The sequence below is a fragment of the Lactobacillus jensenii DSM 20557 genome (assembly GCF_001436455.1).
Classification (GTDB): Bacteria; Bacillota; Bacilli; order Lactobacillales; family Lactobacillaceae; genus Lactobacillus; species Lactobacillus jensenii.
The window spans coordinates 1-17,196 of the sequence record NZ_AYYU01000016.1 but is presented as its reverse complement, the minus strand read 5'-3'; the positions used below and the strand labels follow the sequence as shown (position 1 = coordinate 17,196).

The following is a 17,196-nucleotide window of genomic DNA, read 5'->3' as shown; positions in this document are numbered from 1 at the left end:
GACTAGAATGGCTAATTTAAAACTTATCGATCAAACTGGTAAAGATGCTGGTGAAGTTACTTTAAATGACAACGTTTTTGGTATTGAACCAAACGAAAACGTAGTTTTCGATGCTGTTATTAGACAAAGAGCTGGTATGCGTCAAGGTACTCACGCAACTAAGAATAGATCTGCTGTTCGTGGTGGTGGTAAGAAGCCTTGGAGACAAAAGGGTACTGGTCGTGCTCGTCAAGGTTCTATCAGAGCTCCTCAATGGCGCGGTGGTGGTACTGTATTTGGTCCTACACCACGTTCATACGCATACAGCTTGCCACGTAAGGTTCGTCGCTTAGCTATTAAGTCAGTTCTTTCACAAAAGTTGCAAGACAATAACTTAATCGTATTAGACCAATTAAGTTTAGATGCACCAAAGACGAAAGAATTCAAGGCTGTTTTAGGTAACTTGAATGTTGACAGCAAAGTTTTAGTTGTTTCTGACAATGAAAACGTTCAACTTTCAGCAAGAAACTTGGAAAACGTTAAGGTTGTTCCAGTTAATGGCTTAAATGTTGTTGATGCAGTTAACTATGACAAGCTTATCTTGACTCAAGACGCTGTTAAGAGAATTGAGGAGGTATTGGCATAATGAATGCACATGACATCATTTTAAGACCTGTCATTACTGAAAAGTCTACTAACTTAATGGACAACAAGAAGTACACTTTTGATGTGCTTTTAACTGCTACCAAGACTCAAGTTCGTAACGCAGTTGAAGAAATTTTTGATGTTAAGGTTAAGAGCGTTAACATTATGAACGTTCGCGGTAAGGACAAGAGAGTTGGTCGTTACACTGGTAAGACAGCTCGTCGTAGAAAAGCAATCGTTACTTTAACTAACGATTCAAATGATATTAAGATCTTCGCTGACGAAGACAATAAATAATAGGAGGTTAGTCAATTGGCGATTAGAAAGTACAAGCCAACCACTAATGGTCGACGCAATATGACCTCTTCAGACTTTGCAGAAATTACCAAGAAAAAGCCTGAACGGACTTTACTTGAATCACAATCACATACTGCTGGTCGTAACTCATATGGTCATATTACTGTAAGACACCGTGGTGGTGGTCACAAGCAAAAATACCGTATCATCGATTTCAAGCGTAACAAAGATGATGTAAAAGCAGTTGTTAAGGCAATCGAATACGATCCAAACAGAACTGCAAATATTGCTTTACTTCACTACACTGATGGTATCAAGGCTTACATCTTGGCACCTAAAGGTCTTAAAGTTGGCGACATCGTTGAATCTGGCGTAGAAGCTGATATCAAGCCAGGTAATGCACTTCCACTTGCAAACATTCCTACTGGTACTTCAATTCACAATATCGAATTAAAGCCTGGTAAGGGTGGTCAATTAGTAAGAAGTGCTGGTACTGAAGGTCAAGTTCTTGGTACTGATGGTCGTTACACTTTAGTAAGATTACAAAGTGGTGAAGTTCGTCGTATCCTTTCAACTTGCCGTGCAACTATCGGTGTAGTTGGTAATGAACAACACTCATTGATTCAACTAGGTAAGGCCGGCCGCAAGCGTTGGTTGGGCAAGCGTCCTCAATCACGTGGTTCTGTTATGAACCCTAACGATCACCCACATGGTGGTGGTGAAGGTAAAGCACCAGTTGGTCGTCCACAACCTATGACCCCTTGGGGTAAGAAGTCTCGTGGTATTAAGACTAGAAATACCAAGAAGGCTAGTGAAAAGATGATTATTCGTCACCGTAAGGGCAACAAATAATTAGAAGGAGGGTATTAATTAATGAGCCGTAGTATTAAAAAAGGTCCATTTGCTGATGAACACTTATTAAAGAAGGTCGCAGCACAAGAAAACGCCGAAAAGAAGCAAGTTATCAAGACTTGGTCTCGTCGTTCAACTATTTTCCCTTCTTTTGTTGGTTTGACAATAGCTGTTTACGATGGTAGAAAGCATGTTCCTGTGTACGTTACCGAAGACATGGTTGGTCACAAGTTGGGTGAATTTGTTCCAACTAGAACTTTCCGTGGTCACAAGGCTGACGACAAGGCTACTAAATAGTTAAGAGGAAGGAGAAAATCTAAATGGCAGAACAAATCACTTCAGCAAGAGCTGAAGCAAGAACCGTTCGTATCGCTCCTAGAAAAGCACGTTTGGTTATTGATTTAATCCGTGGTAAGAGCGTTGCAGAAGCATTGGCAATTTTGCAATTTACGCCAAGAGCTGCTTCCCCAATCGTTGAAAAAGTTTTACGTTCAGCAATCGCTAACGCAGAACACAATTACGATCTTGAAAGTGCAAACCTCTACGTTTCTGAAGCCTATGTCAATGAAGGTGCAACCCTTAAGAGATTCCGCCCTCGTGCTAAAGGTATGGCTTCTCCAATCAACAAGAGAACCAGTCACGTAGTTGTTGTAGTTTCTGAAATGAACGATTAAGGGAGGTATATCGATGGGTCAAAAGATTAACCCACTTGGTTTCCGTCTCGGTGTTAACCGTGACTGGGAAGCAAAATGGTTTGCTGACAAAGACTACAAGGAAACTTTAAATGAAGACTTACGCATCAGAGATTTCGTTGCTAAGAAATTAAAAGATGCCTCAGTTTCAACTGTAGAAATCGAACGTGCAGCAAACAGAATCAACATTTCTATCCACACTGCTAAGCCAGGTATGGTAATTGGTAAAGGTGGTTCAGAAGTTGAAGCATTAAGAAAGCAATTAAATGCATTAACTGAAAAGCAAGTTCACATCAACATTGTGGAAATTAAGAAGCCTGATCTTGATGCAGAACTTGTTGGTGATAGTGTTGCTCGTCAATTGGAAGCTCGTATTGCTTTCAGACGTGCTACTCGTCAAGCTACTCAAAGAGCTATGCGTGCAGGTGCTAAGGGTATCAAGGTTCAAACTGCAGGTCGTTTGAATGGTGCTGACATGGCAAGAAGAGAATGGCATACTGAAGGTAGTGTACCTCTTCATACTTTGAGAGCAGATATTGATTACGCATGGGTACAAGCTTTAACTACTTATGGTCAAATTGGTGTTAAGGTTTGGATTAACCGTGGTGAAATCTTACCTGGTCGTAAGAACAGACCAGCTTCTAAGCGTTCGAAGGGAGGCAACAAGTAATGCCATTAGTACCAAAGCGTGTAAAACACCGTCGTGAATTCCGTGGTAAAATGCGTGGTGCTGCCAAGGGTGGAAAGACCATTGCATTTGGCGAATACGGTTTGATGGCTCTTGAATCTCACTGGATCACTAACAGACAAATCGAAGCAGCTCGTGTTGCGATGACTCGTTACATGAAGCGTGGCGGTAAAGTTTGGATCAGAATCTTCCCACACAAGTCATACACTGCTAAAGGTGTAGGTGTACGTATGGGTTCTGGTAAAGGTGCACCAGCAGGTTGGGTAGCTGTAGTAAAAAGAGAAAAGATTATGTTTGAAATTGGTGGCGTTTCAGAAGAAGTTGCGCGTGAAGCTTTAAGACTTGCTTCTACTAAGTTGCCAATCAAGTGTAAGTTTGTTGCAAAGAGTACGGAAGTAGGTGGCGAATCTAATGAAGGCTAAAGATATCAGATCATTAACCACTGATCAAATGTTAGAAAAGGAAAAGCAATACAAAGAAGAACTTTTTAACTTGCGTTTCCAACAAGCAACGGGTCAATTAGAGAACACTGCCCGCTTGAGACAAGTCCGTAAAAATATCGCCAGAATTAAAACTGTTCTGAGCGAAGAAGCGTTAAAGCAAAACTAATTAATGGAAGGGAGTCATTAACTTGAGCGAAACAATCGAAAGAAATCGTCGTCACGTTTACCAAGGCCGTGTGGTTTCAGACAAGATGGACAAGACTATTACTGTTGTTGTTGATACTTACAAGAACCACCCAGTTTACAAGAAGCGTATTAAATACTCAAAGAAGTACTACGCTCACGACGTAAATAATGATGCTAAAGTTGGCGATACTGTACGTATCATGGAAACCCGTCCATTGTCACGTCAAAAGCGCTACCGTTTAGTTAAAATTGTTAAGAGACGCGTTTAGTTTGCGGATTTAAGTGAGGGGAGGATTACATAGTGATTCAAAACGAAAGCCGCTTAAAAGTTGCTGACAACTCCGGTGCCAGAGAACTATTAGTTATCCGTGTTATGGGTGGCTCAAAGCGTAAGACCGGTAATATTGGTGATATCGTTGTTTGTGCTGTTAAGCAAGCAACACCAGGTGGCGTTGTCAAAAAGGGCGACGTTGTTAAGGCTGTTATCGTAAGAACAAAATCAGGTGCACGTCGCGAAGATGGTTCATACATCAAGTTTGACGAAAATGCTGCTGTCGTAATTAATGCCGACAAGAGCCCTCGTGGAACTCGTATTTTTGGGCCTGTAGCCCGTGAACTACGTGAGCACGACTTCATGAAGATCGTCTCTCTTGCTCCTGAAGTATTATAAAATTTTTAGGGAGGTGCACTGATGTTTGTTAAAACAGGTGACAAAGTAAAGGTTATCGCCGGTAAAGAAAAGGGCAAAGAAGGTACTGTAATCAGAGTAGACCGTAAGAACGACCGTGTTGTTGTTAAAGGTCTTAACATGATTAAGAAGCACGAAAAGCCATCACAAACCAACCAAAATGGTGGTGTTGTTGAAAAAGAAGGTTCAATTCACGTTTCAAACGTTATGCTTATTGATCCTGAATCAGGCAAGCCAACAAGAATTGGTCACGAAATCGTTGATGGTAAGAAAGTTCGTATCGCTAAAGTTAGCGGTAAGGCAATCGATAAGAAATAGAGAGGAGGATCCTAATGGCAAATCATTTAGCTGTACAATACAAAGAAGAAGTTGCATCAGCATTAGCTGAAAAATTTGGTTACAAGTCAACCATGCAAATCCCAAAGATTGAAAAGATCGTATTGAACATGGGTGTTGGTGATGCAGTATCAAATGCTAAGAATTTAGATGAAGCTGTTGAAGAATTAACTTTAATTTCAGGTCAAAAGCCTTTAATTACTAAAGCAAAGAAGTCAATCGCTAACTTCCGTTTACGTGAAGGTATGTCTATCGGTGCTAAGGTAACTCTTAGAGGTGATAGAATGTACGACTTCTTAGATAAGTTGATCAATGTTTCTCTTCCACGTGTTCGTGACTTCCGTGGTGTTTCAACTCGTTCATTTGATGGACGTGGTAACTACACTTTGGGTATTAAAGAACAATTGATCTTCCCAGAAATCGACTTTGATAAAGTTAACCGTACTCGTGGATTAGATGTAGTAATTGTTACTACTGCACAAACTGACGAAGAAGCACGTGAACTTTTGCAACAATTTGGATTCCCATTTGCAAAATAAATTGGAGGACATCAATGGCTAAAACATCATTAAAAGTTAGAAATCATCGTCCTGCTAAGTTCTCAAGTCGTGCATACACACGCTGCGAAAGATGTGGTCGTCCACATTCTGTATATCGTAAATTCGGTTTATGCCGTATTTGTTTAAAGGACTTAGCTCACAAAGGTCAAATTCCTGGTCTTAAAAAGGCTAGTTGGTAATAAAGAGTAAGGAGGAAAGCATAATGGTCATGACTGATCCGATTGCTGATTACTTAACTAGAATCAGAAATGCTAACATGGCAAAGCACGATTCAGTTGAAATTCCAGCATCTACGATTAAAAAGTCACTTTCAGAAATCTTGAAGCAAGAAGGTTTCATCCGTGATTACGAAGTAACTGATGACAACAAACAAGGTATGATCAAGATTTTCTTGAAGTACGGTCCAAATGGTGAACGCGTTATCTCTGGTTTAAAGAGAATTTCTAAGCCAGGTTTGAGAAACTACGTTGGTGCCGAAAACTTACCTAAGGTATTAAACGGTCTTGGTATCGCCATTGTCTCAACTTCTGCTGGTGTTATTACCGATAAAGAAGCTAGAGAAAAGAATGTTGGTGGCGAAGTTCTTGCCTACGTTTGGTAATTCTGACAGAAAGGAGAACAACTAATGAGCCGTATTGGTTTTAAAGTTATTAATGTTCCTGACAGTGTCACTGTTACCAAGGAAGGTAATGTCATCACTGTTAAAGGACCAAAAGGTGAATTAAGTAGAGAATTTAGTCCAAAAATCACCTTTGAACAAAAAGACGGAGAAATTACTGTTTCTCGTTCAAGTGAAAATGATAAAGCTCTTCACGGTACATCAAGAGCAAACCTTGCATCTATGATTGAAGGTGTTGTTGATGGTTACAAGAAGAACTTGAAACTTATCGGTGTTGGTTACCGTGCACAAGCTCAAGGAAACAAGCTTGTATTGAACGTTGGGTACTCACACCCAGTTGAATTCGAAACTCCTGAAGGCATTACTGTTAAGACTCCTTCAGCAGTTGATATTGAAATTGAAGGTATTTCTAAGCAAGTTGTTGGTCAATTTGCAGCTGAAGTACGTGCAGTTCGTCCACCAGAACCTTACAAGGGCAAGGGTATTCGTTACGTTGATGAATACGTTCGTCGTAAGGAAGGTAAGACAGGTAAGTAATAGAAATTTTTGAGGTGAAATTGTGATTTCTAAACCAGATAAAAATAAATTGCGCTTAAAGCGTCACAAGCGTATTCGTGGCAAGATTTCTGGTACTGCTGAGCGCCCACGCTTGAGTATTTTCCGTTCTAACAAAAACATCTACGCTCAAATTATTGATGACGTAGCGGGTGTAACGCTAGCAAGTGCCTCAACTTTAGATAAGTCAGTTTCTGCAGAGGGAACTAAGCTTGAACAAGCTCAAGCAGTTGGTAAAGCAATTGCGGAAGCTGCAAAGAAGAACAACATTACTACTGTTGTTTTCGATAGAAGTGGTTACTTATACCACGGCCGTATTCAAGCATTAGCAGATGCAGCTCGTGAAAACGGATTAGAATTCTAGGAAAGGAGATTTAACTGATGGCAAACCGCAACGATTCTCGTAAAGATCGCAGACCTAAAGACGAAATTGAAGATCAATTAGTTGCTGTAAATAGAATCACCAAGGTTGTTAAGGGTGGTCGTAGAATGAGATTTGCAGCACTTGTTGTTGTCGGCGACAAGAAGGGCCACGTTGGCTTTGGTACTGGTAAAGCTCAAGAAGTTCCAGAAGCAATCCGCAAAGCTGTTGAAGCAGGTAAGAAGAATATGATTTCTGTACCAACTGTTGGTACTACTATTCCTCACGAAGTTATCGGTCACTTCGGTTCAGGTAACATTTTACTTAAGCCTGCTGAAGCTGGTTCCGGTGTTGCAGCTGGTGGTGCCGTACGTATTGTTATGGATATGGCTGGTATTGCTGATATTACTTCAAAGTCACTTGGCTCTAACACTCCAATCAACGTTGTAAGAGCAACTATCGATGGCTTGAAGAAGCTTAAGACTCGTGAAGATGTATTAAAGCCTCGTGAATCAGCAAAGAGCTTACAAGATTAGGAGAGACTAGATGACTGATTTAAAGATTACTTTAATTAGAAGTGCTGCCCACCGTCTACCTAACCAACGTAAAGTTGTTAAGGCTCTTGGTCTTGGTAGAATTAATAGCTCAGTTGTCCTTCCAGACAACGCAGCTACTCGTGGTGCATTAATGAAAATCGCCCACTTAATTTCTGTTGAAGAAGTTAACAAGTAAGATTTAAGGAGGTGCCGAATAAATGAAGCTTCATGAATTAAAACCTGCAGAAGGTTCACGTCGTTCAAGAAAGCGTGTTGGCCGTGGTACTTCTAGTGGTTATGGTAAAACCTCTGGTCGTGGACAAAAGGGTCAATTGGCACGTCAAGGTGGACATACTCGTCCAGGTTTTGAAGGTGGTCAAATGCCATTGTTCAGAACTATGCCTAAGCGTGGTTTCAAGAACATTAACCGTAAGGAATATGCTGTAATTAACTTGGATGATTTAAACAAGTTTGAAAATGGTAGCGAAGTAACTATCGCTGACCTTAAGGCAAAAGGCTTGGTAAAGAAAGAATTATCAGGTGTTAAGTTACTTGCTAACGGTGAATTAAAAGTTAAGGTTACTGTTAAGGTAAACAAAGCTTCTAAGGCTGCTGAAGAAGCAGTTAATGCCGCTGGTGGATCAGTTGAGGTGATTTAATGTTCTCGACCTTGAAGAACGCCTTTAAGGATAAGGAAATTAGAAATAAAATTTTCTTTACGCTCTTTATTCTTTTGTTGTATCGGATCGGTGCTAATATCGCTGTCCCCGGTGTCAACGCAAAAGCGATTAACCAAGTTGCACAAACTGGATTAGTTCCTATGCTTGATACGGTAAGTGGTGGTGGATTGGATAATTATTCAATTTTTTCATTAGGTGTTTCGCCTTATATCACTGCTCAAATCGTGATTCAACTTCTTCAAATGGATATTGTTCCAAAATTAGTTGAATGGGGAAAACAAGGTGAAGTTGGTCGTCGGAAGACGAATCAGGTAACTAGATACTTAACCTTAGTTGTTGCTTTTATCCAAAGTATTGGTATTACACTAGGCTTTAATGTGTTAACACAAATGGGTCTTGTGAAAAGCCAAACCCCACAAACTTATATTCAAATTGCGATTATCATGACAGCTGGGACATTTTTATTAACTTGGCTTGGTGATGAAATTACTGATAAAGGGCTAGGTAATGGGGTATCTGTAATTATTTTTGCAGGTATCATTTCCCGATTGCCAAATGGTATTGCGCAAATCTTCAAAGAAGATGTTTCAAATGCAAGTAGTAGTGATCGCTGGAAAGGCATATTGTTCTTCGTTGCAATTATTATTGCAATTTTAGTAATTACGAAAGTAGTTACTTGGGTTGAACAAGCTATTCGTCGTGTACCTATTCAGTACACAAGACGGGCAGCTGTCAGTGGTTCTGAAAGTTTCTTACCACTAAAAGTTAACGTATCTGGAGTTATTCCTGTTATCTTTGCTAGTTCCTTTATTATCACTCCTTCAACCATTTTAATGGCCTTTCAAAGTCACCAAGGTGAACAATGGTATCAAATCTTAACACAAATCTTTAGTCTTCAAACAACACCTGGAGCAGTTATTTATACATTGTTAATTGTGCTTTTCACTTTCTTCTATGCTTTTGTTCAGGTAAATCCTGAAAAGCTCTCAGAGAATTTGCAAAAGCAAAGTGCTTATATTCCAAGTGTTTGGCCTGGAAAAGATACTCAAGATTTTGTTTCTAAATTATTAATGAGACTCTCAACAGTAGGATCTGTTTATCTGGGGCTTGTTGCTCTTTTACCACAGCTTGCAACTAATATCTGGGGTCTACCAAGTTCAATTGGTCTTGGTGGTACTAGTCTTTTAATTGTGATTGGTGTTGTACTTGAGCTTTCAAGACAAGTAAATGGACTTCTAATGAAGAGAGAATATGTAGGATTTATAAGATAGGTGAAGTTAGATAATGATTAACTTAATTCTTTTAGGATTGCCAGGTGCTGGTAAGGGTACAGTTTCTGAACGTATCGTTGATAAATATAAATTAGCTCACATCTCCACAGGAGATATGTTTAGAGAAGCTATGGCTAATGAAACGCCTGTAGGTCTCGAAGCAAAGAGCTATATTGATAAAGGAAATCTTGTTCCTGATGAGGTAACTGCTAAGCTTGTTGAAGAAAGATTAGCAAAGCCTGACACTAATAATGGCTTTATTTTAGATGGATTTCCAAGAACTACAGCGCAAGCAGAAATGCTTGAAGATATTACTAAGCGACTTAACAAGCCTTTAACTAATGTTATTGCACTTGATGTTGAAGAAAGTGTATTAGTTGATAGATTGTCAGCACGTTTCATGTGTAAAGCATGTGGAGCTACATACAATAAGTTCTCTAAGAAACCAAAAGTTGAAGGTACTTGTGATCGCTGTGGTGGACATGAATTCTATCAAAGAGAAGATGACAAGCCAGAAGTGGTTAGAAATCGTCTTCAAGTTAATGAAAAAATGAATGCGCCACTTCGTGATTTTTACCAACAAAAGGGTTTGCTCTCTGTAGTAAATGGTGAGCAATCCCCAGAGAAGGTATTCGAAGATACTGACGCAATTCTTGGTAAAGATTAAGTAAAGTTTATTTATTTAATTTCCCGTGATATAATTTCAAAGTATGACAATTTGATTCCGGAGGAAAAACTTTGGCAAAAGATGATGTCATTGAAGTAGAAGGTAAGGTAGTAGATACCTTACCTAATGCTATGTTTAAGGTAGAACTAGAAAATGGTGCCACTATTTTGGCCCATGTTTCTGGTAAAATTAGAATGCATTATATTCGTATTTTACCTGGAGATAAAGTTACTGTGGAATTATCCCCATATGATTTAACTAAGGGTAGGATTACGTATCGTTTTATCAAGTAATAACGGAGGTAAACATGAAAGTTAGACCATCTGTTAAGCCAATGTGCGAACATTGCAAAGTAATTAAGAGAAATGGTCGTGTTATGGTTATTTGCCCTGCAAATCCAAAGCACAAGCAACGTCAAGGTTAATATTTAAAAATTAGGAGGTGCAATTTATGGCACGTATTGCTGGTGTTGACTTACCTAGAGAAAAAAGAATCGTAGTCGCATTAACATATATTTACGGTATTGGTGAACCAACTGCTAAGAAGATTTGTGCAGATGCTGGTGTTTCTGAAGACATTCGTTCTAAGGATTTAACTCCAGAAGATCAAGAAAAGCTTCGTGCTGAAGTTGATAAATACCGTGTTGAAGGTGATTTACGTCGTGAAATTAGTATGAACATTAAGCGTCTTGTTGATATTGGTTCATACAGAGGTGTTCGTCACCGTCGTGGCCTTCCTGTTCGTGGTCAAAACACAAAGAACAACGCACGTACTCGTAAAGGTTCTAAGAGAAGCCGTTAATAAAAACTAAGTAAAGAGGAGGTTTATTAATGCCTGCAAAGAAAAACACGCGTAAGCGTCGTGTGAAGAAGCACGTTGAATCTGGTGTAGCTCACATTCATTCAACTTTTAACAACACTTTAGTTATGATTACTGATGTTCAAGGTAACGCTGTTGCATGGTCATCTGCTGGTGCTTTGGGCTTTAAGGGTAGCCGTAAGTCTACTCCATTTGCTGCTCAAATGGCTGCAGAAGCTGCTGCAAAAGCTTCAATGGATCAAGGTATGAAACATGTCGAAGTATCAGTAAAAGGTCCTGGTGCCGGTCGTGAAGCTGCAATTCGTTCACTTCAAGCAACTGGTCTTGAAATTACTGCAATTCGTGATGTTACACCTGTACCACACAATGGTTCCAGACCACCAAAACGTCGTCGTGTCTAATTCTGTCCATAGTTTAGGACATTACGTTTTGAAAGGGGCCCAGTAATGATTGAATTTGAAAAACCAAATATTACCGTTGTTGACCAAGAGGATGCATACGGTAAGTTTGTTGTCGAACCATTAGAACGTGGATTTGGTACTACTTTAGGTAATTCATTGCGTAGAGTATTGCTTACCTCAATTCCAGGTACGGCACTTTCTTACATCCAAATTGATGGCGTTTTGCATGAATTCTCAACAGTTCCTGGTGTACGAGAAGATGTTACCAAGATTGTTCTTAATCTGAAGAAGCTTGAACTTAAGTCTATAGCAGATGAAGAAAAGATTGTTGAGCTTGATGTTGAAGGCCCAGCTACTGTCACTGCTGGTGATTTGAAGGTTGACTCTGAAGTCACAGTTTTGAATCCTGATCAATATATTTGTACTGTTGCTGAAGGTGGACACTTACACATGCAAATTGCGGTTAAAAACGGCCGTGGTTATGTACCTGCAAGTGAAAATAAAACTGATGACATGCCTATCGGGGTTATTCCTGTAGATTCACTTTTTTCACCAATTAAAAAGGTAAACTACCAAGTAGAAAGTACCCGTGTTGGTAAGAAAGATGACTACGATAAACTTACGCTAGAAGTTTGGACCGACGGTTCAATCACACCTAGTGACGCTCTTAGTTTTGCTTCTAAAATTTTGATTGAGCACTTTAAAGTATTTAAATTCTCAGATGCTCAAACCGATTTTGGTGGCGAAGTAATGGTTGAAAAAGAAGACGATAAGAAAGAACGTCAACTTGAAATGACAATTGAAGAGTTAGACCTTTCTGTTCGTTCATACAACTGCTTAAAGCGTGCAGGTATCAACACTCTTCAAGAATTAACTGATAAGAGTGAATCTGATATGATGCGCGTAAGAAACTTAGGACGTAAATCATTAGAAGAAGTTAAAAATAAACTTGCAGATCTTGGACTTTCTCTTCGTCATGAAGATTAAGTTTACTGCATATAAGGAGGCAAACTCATGGCATATCGTAAATTAGGTCGCGACAGTGCTCATAGAAAAGCAATGCTTCGTGAAATGACAACTCAATTGATCATTAACGAACGTATCGTGACTACTGAAGCACGTGCTAAAGAAATCCGTAAAACTGCTGAAAGAATGATTACTTTAGGTAAGCGCGGTGATCTTAGTGCAAGAAGACAAGCTGCTGCATTTGTACGTAATGAAATCGCTGACGTTAAGCAAGAAAACGATGCAGTTGTTGTAAAGTCAGCTTTACAAAAATTATTTAGCGATATTGCACCTCGTTACAAGGATCGTAATGGTGGTTACACTCGTATTATGAAACTTGCTACCGCTCGTCGTGGTGACGGTGCACCTATGGTTATTTTAGAATTAGTTTAATTCCAAACCAAAACTTAATAGCTATTAAGAATTATCCATGGAAGTGAGAATAAGCGTTAAGATGATGGCTTTTGCTTAGTCTAGCTTAGATGTAGATCATCCCTCTCCATGGATGATTTTTTTTATCCTTTTCTGTTACAATTAAGAAAGTTAAATGAGGATGATGGTATGAACAAGATAATTGAAATAAAGAATTTAACTTTTAAGTATCCTAATACAGAAAGCCTAATTTTGGATAATCTTTCTTTTTCTGTAAAAGAAAATTCCTGGACCACTTTAATTGGCCACAATGGAAGTGGTAAGTCTACAATTGCCCGCTTGTTAATTGGATTACTAGCTGCAGAAATGGATAAAAAAGATCCTTATTTTATAAAAATAGATGGTATGGAGCTAAATGAAAAAAATATTTGGAAAATAAGAGATAAGATAGGGATTGTTTTTCAGAATCCAGATAACCAATTTGTTGGAAGTACTGTAGAGGACGACGTTGCATTTGGACTTGAAAATAAAGGTATTTCAAGAGGAAAAATGTTAGCTTTAGTTAACGAAGCCCTCAATCAAGTTGGAATGGCAGAGTTTAAAGAATCTGAACCAGCACAATTATCTGGTGGACAAAAGCAACGGGTTGCAATTGCGGGGATTTTAGCAGTAAAACCGAAAATCATTATTTTGGATGAAGCTACATCAATGCTTGATCCAGAAGGAAAAAAGAGCATCCTTAATTTAATCAAGAAAATAAAGCAGCAATATAATTTAACAGTTATATCAATTACACACGATTTAGAAGAAGTTGAAAAATCAGATGAAGTTTTAGTGCTTGATAGCGGGAAGATAGTTCTACAGGATAATCCAGATGCTATTTTTAATCATGCAGAATTACTCCAAAAAATAGGATTAGGTCTTCCTTTTGGTTATCAACTTGCAGATAAACTTAGAAAAAAGGGCTTTTTAATTTCTAAGAATGCCAATACTCAAGAAAAGTTGGTGAAAGAGATATGTCAATTAAATTTGAAAAAGTAGATTATATTTATTCGCCTAAAACACCATTCGAAAAAAAGGCTCTGAATAATATAAGTTTTGAGTTGAAAGAGCATAGCTTTGTTGCAATAATTGGACATACTGGTAGCGGTAAATCAACTTTAATGCAGCATTTTAATGCGTTATTGAAGCCAAGTGCTGGTCAAATTAAGATAGCAGGCTTTACTTTGAATGCACAAACTAGTAATAAAAATTTAAAGAGATTACGAGAAAAGGTAAGTTTAGTATTTCAATTTCCTGAAGCACAATTATTTGAAAGTACTGTACTAAAAGACATTGAATATGGTCCTAAAAATTTTGGCTATTCAGAAGTAGAAGCGAATGAATTAGCAAAAAAATGGCTAAAAAAAGTTGGTTTACCTTCTTCAGTAGGAGATAGATCACCATTTGATCTGTCAGGTGGCCAAATGAGACGCGTTGCAATAGCTGGAGTTATGGCGTATGAGCCTGATATTTTGTGTCTTGATGAGCCGGCAGCTGGTCTTGATCCCCAGGGCAAGAGAGAAATGTTTGCTCTGTTTAAGCAATATCAAAAAGAAGGACATACTGTAATTTTAGTTACGCATAATATGGATGACGTTGCGGAATATGCAGATGATGTTTTAGTTTTAGAAAAAGGCAAATTGCTTAAGCATGCTACTCCTGAAGATATTTTTTCTGATGCACAGTGGCTTTCTGAGCATCATCTAGCTATGCCAACTGCTAATCTATTTGCTGAAAAATTAGTTGAAAATGATTTAAGTATTGACGTTAATCCTTTAACCATTGATAAATTGGCAAATGAAATCGAAGAAAAATTAGTAAAGGAAAATAATGAGTAAAATAATAATTGGGCGTTTTATTCCAGGTGATTCCGTAGTTCACAAGATGGATTCACGTGGTAAATTGATTTTTACATTTCTCTTTATCTTTATCATTTTTTTAGCCAATAACTGGCAAAGTTATTTAGTTTTGCTATTAGCTAGTTTATTAGCAATTGTTGCTACAAAGATAAGTTTAAAATTCTTTTGGGATGGAATTAAGCCTTTATTGGGGTTAATCTTTTTTACATCACTTTTGCAGTTGTTTTTTACAAGTGGTGGAGAAGTCTTTTGGAAATGGGGAATTTTTTCAATTACTAGCTCTGGTTTAATTAATTCCATATATATTTTTTTGAGGTTTACATTAATTATTTTGATGTCAACGGTAATGACGTTAACTACAGCTCCGTTAGCTATTGCCGATGCGATGGAATGGTTGCTTAAGCCTTTAAAATATTTACATGTACCGGTTGCGGAAATTGCACTAATTATGTCAATTGCCTTACGTTTTGTGCCTACTTTGTTTGATCAAACGATAAAAATTATGAATGCACAACGCTCAAGAGGTGCTGATTTTAATGATGGTGGTCTAATAAAAAGAATAAAAGCTGTAGTACCTTTGTTGGTTCCCTTATTTATTAATTCATTAGAAGTAGCCATAGATTTATCAACTGCGATGGAAGCTAGAGGTTATCGGGGTAGTGAAGGAAGAAGCAAATATCGAGTGTTGGAGTGGTCAAAATATGATCTTATTAATTTAGGCTATTTTGTGTTACTGATAATTTTATTATTAAGCTTTAGGAGTAAATAATGCCACGATTTAAGATGACAATGGCCTATGATGGGCATTTATTTCACGGATTTCAAAAGCAGCCAAATCAGCGGACTGTTCAAGGTACTATTGAAGAAGCATTAAAAAAAATGTCTAAAGGTAAGCGCATAGTTGTACATGGCTCAGGGAGAACTGATGCGGGTGTCCATGCATTGGGACAAGTGATTCATTTTGATTTTCCAAATGATAATATTCCCGCTAATAAAATGGTTTTGGCCCTTAATTCTATGATGCCAACTGATATAGTTTTTAAGGAAGCATCAATTGTTGATGAAAGTTTTCATGTTCAATATTCAACTAAAGGTAAATGGTATCGCTATATTGTAAATCAAGATCGATTTGTAGATCCCTTTAAACGATTTTATACTGGCCATTATCCTTACAAGTTAGATGTTTCAAAAATGCAAGAAGCAGCATCTGATTTGTTAGGGGAACATGATTTTACAAGTTTTGCAGCTAGTGGTGGACAAATTATTGATAAAGTAAGAACGATATTCTATGTAAAAATTTGGCAAAAGCCTGAAGAAAATGAGATCGTCTTTGATTTTATTGGAAATGGATTTTTATATAACATGGTGAGAATTATGGTTGGAGCCCTCTTAGAAATTGGAAATGGAAGACGGCCAATCCATGATTTAGAGCGTGTAATTCTTGCTAAAGATCGCCAAGAAGTGCGTAATACCGCCCCTGCAAGTGGCCTTTATTTATATCATGTGTTTTATGAAGAAGTTCCAGAAAAATATCGCTTAGATAAGAAAAATAATTGACATTACGACTAATTGAAAGTATCATAGACTACGTATGTTTGTCCACGATAGGCCCCGGAAACTTATTGTTTGTCAAACTGCAAAAAAACGGAGGAATTTAAATTGCGTACTACACCATTAGCAAAAACTAGTGAAATTGAACGTAAGTGGTATGTTATCGATGCAACTGATATCGCATTAGGTCGTTTATCAACTGTTGTAGCCACTATTTTAAGAGGTAAGAATAAGCCTCAATACACACCTAACGTTGATACTGGTGATAATGTTATCATCATCAACGCAGCTAAGTTAAAGTTGACTGGTAAGAAGGCTACTGATAAGATTTACTACCACCACTCAGATTTCCGCGGTGGTTTAAAAGCTGTTTCAGCTGGCGAATTGTTAGCTAAGAACCCTGTAAGATTAGTTGAATTATCAGTTAAGGGTATGCTTCCAAAGAACACTCTTGGTCACCAAGAATTCTTGAAGATGCATGTATATGCAGGTGCTGAACACAAGCACGAAGCTCAAAAGCCTGAAGTATTAGAAATCAACAAATAATCTAGGAGGTTAGACAATGGCACAACAAGCTGCATACGCTGGAACTGGTCGCCGCAAGAATTCTGTTGCGCGCGTTCGTTTAGTACCAGGTAACGGTAAAATTACTGTTAACAAGAAAGATGTTACTGATTACATTCCTTTCCCAAACTTGGTTCAAGATTTAAAGCAACCATTAGCATTAACTGAAACTGAAGGTCAATACGACGTAGTTGTTAATGTTAACGGTGGTGGTTTCTCAGGTCAAGCTGGTGCAATCCGTCATGGTATTGCACGTGCTCTTCTTGAAGTTGACCCAGATTTCCGTGGTCCTTTGAAGAAGGCAGGTCTCTTGACTCGTGACCCAAGAATGAAGGAAAGAAAGAAGCCAGGTTTGAAGAAAGCCAGAAAAGCTTCACAATTCTCAAAGCGTTAATCTTATTATCAAGATTACTGCTACCAAAAGCATCCCGTATGGGATGCTTTTTTGTTGGCCAATTTCGTCTCCTGTCAGCGAGTTTTCTTGTATACTAGGTTAATTTGGCTCTTTGTCAAATCCTGTTGATAAAG

At 38.3% G+C, this 17,196-nt stretch carries 33 protein-coding genes; all 33 read left to right on the top strand.

Annotated features, from left to right (window positions below; genetic code table 11):
- The first annotated feature begins 7 nt into the window (after positions 1-7).
- The 33 genes from rplD (at position 8) to rpsI (ending at position 17,062) form a co-directional block, all read left to right on the top strand.
- Positions 8-625, top strand: coding sequence for a 50S ribosomal protein L4 (gene rplD, locus FC45_RS05310; protein WP_006585855.1), 618 nt, complete (start codon positions 8-10; stop codon positions 623-625).
- A complete protein-coding gene (gene rplW / locus FC45_RS05305) occupies positions 625-921 on the top strand; it encodes a 50S ribosomal protein L23 (protein ID WP_006585202.1) in 297 nt (98 codons plus the stop codon). The genes rplD and rplW overlap by 1 nt, the downstream gene beginning before the upstream one ends.
- 15 nt (positions 922-936) lie before the next feature.
- Complete coding sequence (rplB, locus tag FC45_RS05300; RefSeq protein ID WP_006585201.1) at positions 937-1,773, top strand: 50S ribosomal protein L2; 837 nt, start codon at positions 937-939, stop codon at positions 1,771-1,773.
- Between the two features lie 21 nt (positions 1,774-1,794).
- Positions 1,795-2,070: a 30S ribosomal protein S19 gene (rpsS, locus tag FC45_RS05295; protein WP_006585200.1), complete on the top strand. Its 276-nt coding sequence runs from the start codon at positions 1,795-1,797 to the stop codon at positions 2,068-2,070.
- A gap of 23 nt (positions 2,071-2,093) precedes the next feature.
- The gene (rplV, locus tag FC45_RS05290; protein WP_006585853.1) at positions 2,094-2,447 is read left to right on the top strand and encodes a 50S ribosomal protein L22; all 354 of its coding nucleotides are present in this window, start codon (positions 2,094-2,096) and stop codon (positions 2,445-2,447) included.
- 13 nt (positions 2,448-2,460) lie between these two features.
- Positions 2,461-3,135 (top strand): 30S ribosomal protein S3, encoded by a 675-nt coding sequence (rpsC, locus tag FC45_RS05285; RefSeq protein WP_006585198.1) that lies wholly within the window; start codon positions 2,461-2,463, stop codon positions 3,133-3,135.
- A complete protein-coding gene (gene rplP / locus FC45_RS05280; RefSeq protein ID WP_006585197.1) occupies positions 3,135-3,575 on the top strand; it encodes a 50S ribosomal protein L16 in 441 nt (146 codons plus the stop codon). Before rpsC ends, rplP begins: the two co-directional genes overlap by 1 nt.
- The gene (gene rpmC, locus FC45_RS05275; protein ID WP_006585196.1) at positions 3,565-3,762 is read left to right on the top strand and encodes a 50S ribosomal protein L29; all 198 of its coding nucleotides are present in this window, start codon (positions 3,565-3,567) and stop codon (positions 3,760-3,762) included. Before rplP ends, rpmC begins: the two co-directional genes overlap by 11 nt.
- A 22-nt stretch (positions 3,763-3,784) precedes the next feature.
- On the top strand, positions 3,785-4,051 hold the full coding sequence (gene rpsQ / locus FC45_RS05270) for a 30S ribosomal protein S17 (protein ID WP_006585195.1): 267 nt from the start codon (positions 3,785-3,787) through the stop codon (positions 4,049-4,051).
- A 32-nt stretch (positions 4,052-4,083) separates the two neighbouring features.
- The gene (gene rplN, locus FC45_RS05265; RefSeq protein ID WP_006585194.1) at positions 4,084-4,452 is read left to right on the top strand and encodes a 50S ribosomal protein L14; all 369 of its coding nucleotides are present in this window, start codon (positions 4,084-4,086) and stop codon (positions 4,450-4,452) included.
- Positions 4,453-4,473: 21 nt separating this feature from the next.
- Complete coding sequence (gene rplX, locus FC45_RS05260; RefSeq protein WP_006585193.1) at positions 4,474-4,788, top strand: 50S ribosomal protein L24; 315 nt, start codon at positions 4,474-4,476, stop codon at positions 4,786-4,788.
- Between the two features lie 14 nt (positions 4,789-4,802).
- Complete coding sequence (gene rplE / locus FC45_RS05255) at positions 4,803-5,345, top strand: 50S ribosomal protein L5 (RefSeq protein WP_006585192.1); 543 nt, start codon at positions 4,803-4,805, stop codon at positions 5,343-5,345.
- A 14-nt stretch (positions 5,346-5,359) separates the two neighbouring features.
- Positions 5,360-5,545, top strand: coding sequence for a type Z 30S ribosomal protein S14 (locus FC45_RS05250; protein WP_006585191.1), 186 nt, complete (start codon positions 5,360-5,362; stop codon positions 5,543-5,545).
- 23 nt (positions 5,546-5,568) lie between these two features.
- Positions 5,569-5,967, top strand: coding sequence for a 30S ribosomal protein S8 (gene rpsH / locus FC45_RS05245; protein WP_006585190.1), 399 nt, complete (start codon positions 5,569-5,571; stop codon positions 5,965-5,967).
- Between the two features lie 24 nt (positions 5,968-5,991).
- A complete protein-coding gene (gene rplF, locus FC45_RS05240; protein ID WP_006585851.1) occupies positions 5,992-6,522 on the top strand; it encodes a 50S ribosomal protein L6 in 531 nt (176 codons plus the stop codon).
- Between the two features lie 22 nt (positions 6,523-6,544).
- Positions 6,545-6,904: a 50S ribosomal protein L18 gene (rplR, locus tag FC45_RS05235; protein WP_006585189.1), complete on the top strand. Its 360-nt coding sequence runs from the start codon at positions 6,545-6,547 to the stop codon at positions 6,902-6,904.
- A 17-nt stretch (positions 6,905-6,921) separates the two neighbouring features.
- Complete coding sequence (gene rpsE, locus FC45_RS05230) at positions 6,922-7,437, top strand: 30S ribosomal protein S5 (RefSeq protein WP_057706437.1); 516 nt, start codon at positions 6,922-6,924, stop codon at positions 7,435-7,437.
- A gap of 10 nt (positions 7,438-7,447) precedes the next feature.
- Complete coding sequence (rpmD, locus tag FC45_RS05225) at positions 7,448-7,633, top strand: 50S ribosomal protein L30 (RefSeq protein ID WP_006585187.1); 186 nt, start codon at positions 7,448-7,450, stop codon at positions 7,631-7,633.
- Between the two features lie 22 nt (positions 7,634-7,655).
- On the top strand, positions 7,656-8,096 hold the full coding sequence (gene rplO / locus FC45_RS05220) for a 50S ribosomal protein L15 (protein WP_006585186.1): 441 nt from the start codon (positions 7,656-7,658) through the stop codon (positions 8,094-8,096).
- Positions 8,096-9,388, top strand: coding sequence for a preprotein translocase subunit SecY (gene secY, locus FC45_RS05215; RefSeq protein WP_006588030.1), 1,293 nt, complete (start codon positions 8,096-8,098; stop codon positions 9,386-9,388). Before rplO ends, secY begins: the two co-directional genes overlap by 1 nt.
- Before the next feature lie 13 nt (positions 9,389-9,401).
- Positions 9,402-10,055 carry an adenylate kinase gene (locus tag FC45_RS05210; RefSeq protein WP_006585185.1) on the top strand — a complete coding sequence of 218 codons (654 nt, stop codon included), beginning with the start codon at positions 9,402-9,404 and terminating at the stop codon, positions 10,053-10,055.
- A 71-nt stretch (positions 10,056-10,126) separates the two neighbouring features.
- The gene (gene infA / locus FC45_RS05205; RefSeq protein ID WP_006585184.1) at positions 10,127-10,348 is read left to right on the top strand and encodes a translation initiation factor IF-1; all 222 of its coding nucleotides are present in this window, start codon (positions 10,127-10,129) and stop codon (positions 10,346-10,348) included.
- A 14-nt stretch (positions 10,349-10,362) separates the two neighbouring features.
- Positions 10,363-10,479, top strand: a complete 117-nt coding sequence (gene rpmJ / locus FC45_RS05200) for a 50S ribosomal protein L36 (RefSeq protein ID WP_006585183.1) — start codon at positions 10,363-10,365, stop codon at positions 10,477-10,479.
- Between the two features lie 26 nt (positions 10,480-10,505).
- Positions 10,506-10,856 (top strand): 30S ribosomal protein S13, encoded by a 351-nt coding sequence (rpsM, locus tag FC45_RS05195; protein ID WP_006585182.1) that lies wholly within the window; start codon positions 10,506-10,508, stop codon positions 10,854-10,856.
- A 29-nt stretch (positions 10,857-10,885) separates the two neighbouring features.
- Positions 10,886-11,275: a 30S ribosomal protein S11 gene (rpsK, locus tag FC45_RS05190; protein WP_006585181.1), complete on the top strand. Its 390-nt coding sequence runs from the start codon at positions 10,886-10,888 to the stop codon at positions 11,273-11,275.
- A gap of 45 nt (positions 11,276-11,320) precedes the next feature.
- Entirely contained in the window at positions 11,321-12,262 is a 942-nt protein-coding gene (locus FC45_RS05185; protein ID WP_006585180.1) for a DNA-directed RNA polymerase subunit alpha, read from the top strand.
- A 27-nt stretch (positions 12,263-12,289) separates the two neighbouring features.
- Positions 12,290-12,673, top strand: a complete 384-nt coding sequence (gene rplQ / locus FC45_RS05180; RefSeq protein ID WP_006585179.1) for a 50S ribosomal protein L17 — start codon at positions 12,290-12,292, stop codon at positions 12,671-12,673.
- A 168-nt stretch (positions 12,674-12,841) separates the two neighbouring features.
- Complete coding sequence (locus tag FC45_RS05175) at positions 12,842-13,693, top strand: energy-coupling factor transporter ATPase (RefSeq protein ID WP_006588707.1); 852 nt, start codon at positions 12,842-12,844, stop codon at positions 13,691-13,693.
- Entirely contained in the window at positions 13,669-14,532 is an 864-nt protein-coding gene (locus FC45_RS05170) for an energy-coupling factor transporter ATPase (protein ID WP_006585177.1), read from the top strand. The genes FC45_RS05175 and FC45_RS05170 overlap by 25 nt, the downstream gene beginning before the upstream one ends.
- The gene (locus FC45_RS05165; RefSeq protein ID WP_006585176.1) at positions 14,525-15,322 is read left to right on the top strand and encodes an energy-coupling factor transporter transmembrane component T family protein; all 798 of its coding nucleotides are present in this window, start codon (positions 14,525-14,527) and stop codon (positions 15,320-15,322) included. Before FC45_RS05170 ends, FC45_RS05165 begins: the two co-directional genes overlap by 8 nt.
- On the top strand, positions 15,322-16,110 hold the full coding sequence (gene truA / locus FC45_RS05160) for a tRNA pseudouridine(38-40) synthase TruA (protein WP_006588031.1): 789 nt from the start codon (positions 15,322-15,324) through the stop codon (positions 16,108-16,110). The genes FC45_RS05165 and truA overlap by 1 nt, the downstream gene beginning before the upstream one ends.
- A 102-nt stretch (positions 16,111-16,212) precedes the next feature.
- Positions 16,213-16,650, top strand: a complete 438-nt coding sequence (gene rplM, locus FC45_RS05155; RefSeq protein WP_006585175.1) for a 50S ribosomal protein L13 — start codon at positions 16,213-16,215, stop codon at positions 16,648-16,650.
- A gap of 16 nt (positions 16,651-16,666) precedes the next feature.
- Positions 16,667-17,062: a 30S ribosomal protein S9 gene (gene rpsI, locus FC45_RS05150; RefSeq protein ID WP_006585174.1), complete on the top strand. Its 396-nt coding sequence runs from the start codon at positions 16,667-16,669 to the stop codon at positions 17,060-17,062.
- Positions 17,063-17,196 lie beyond the last annotated feature (134 nt).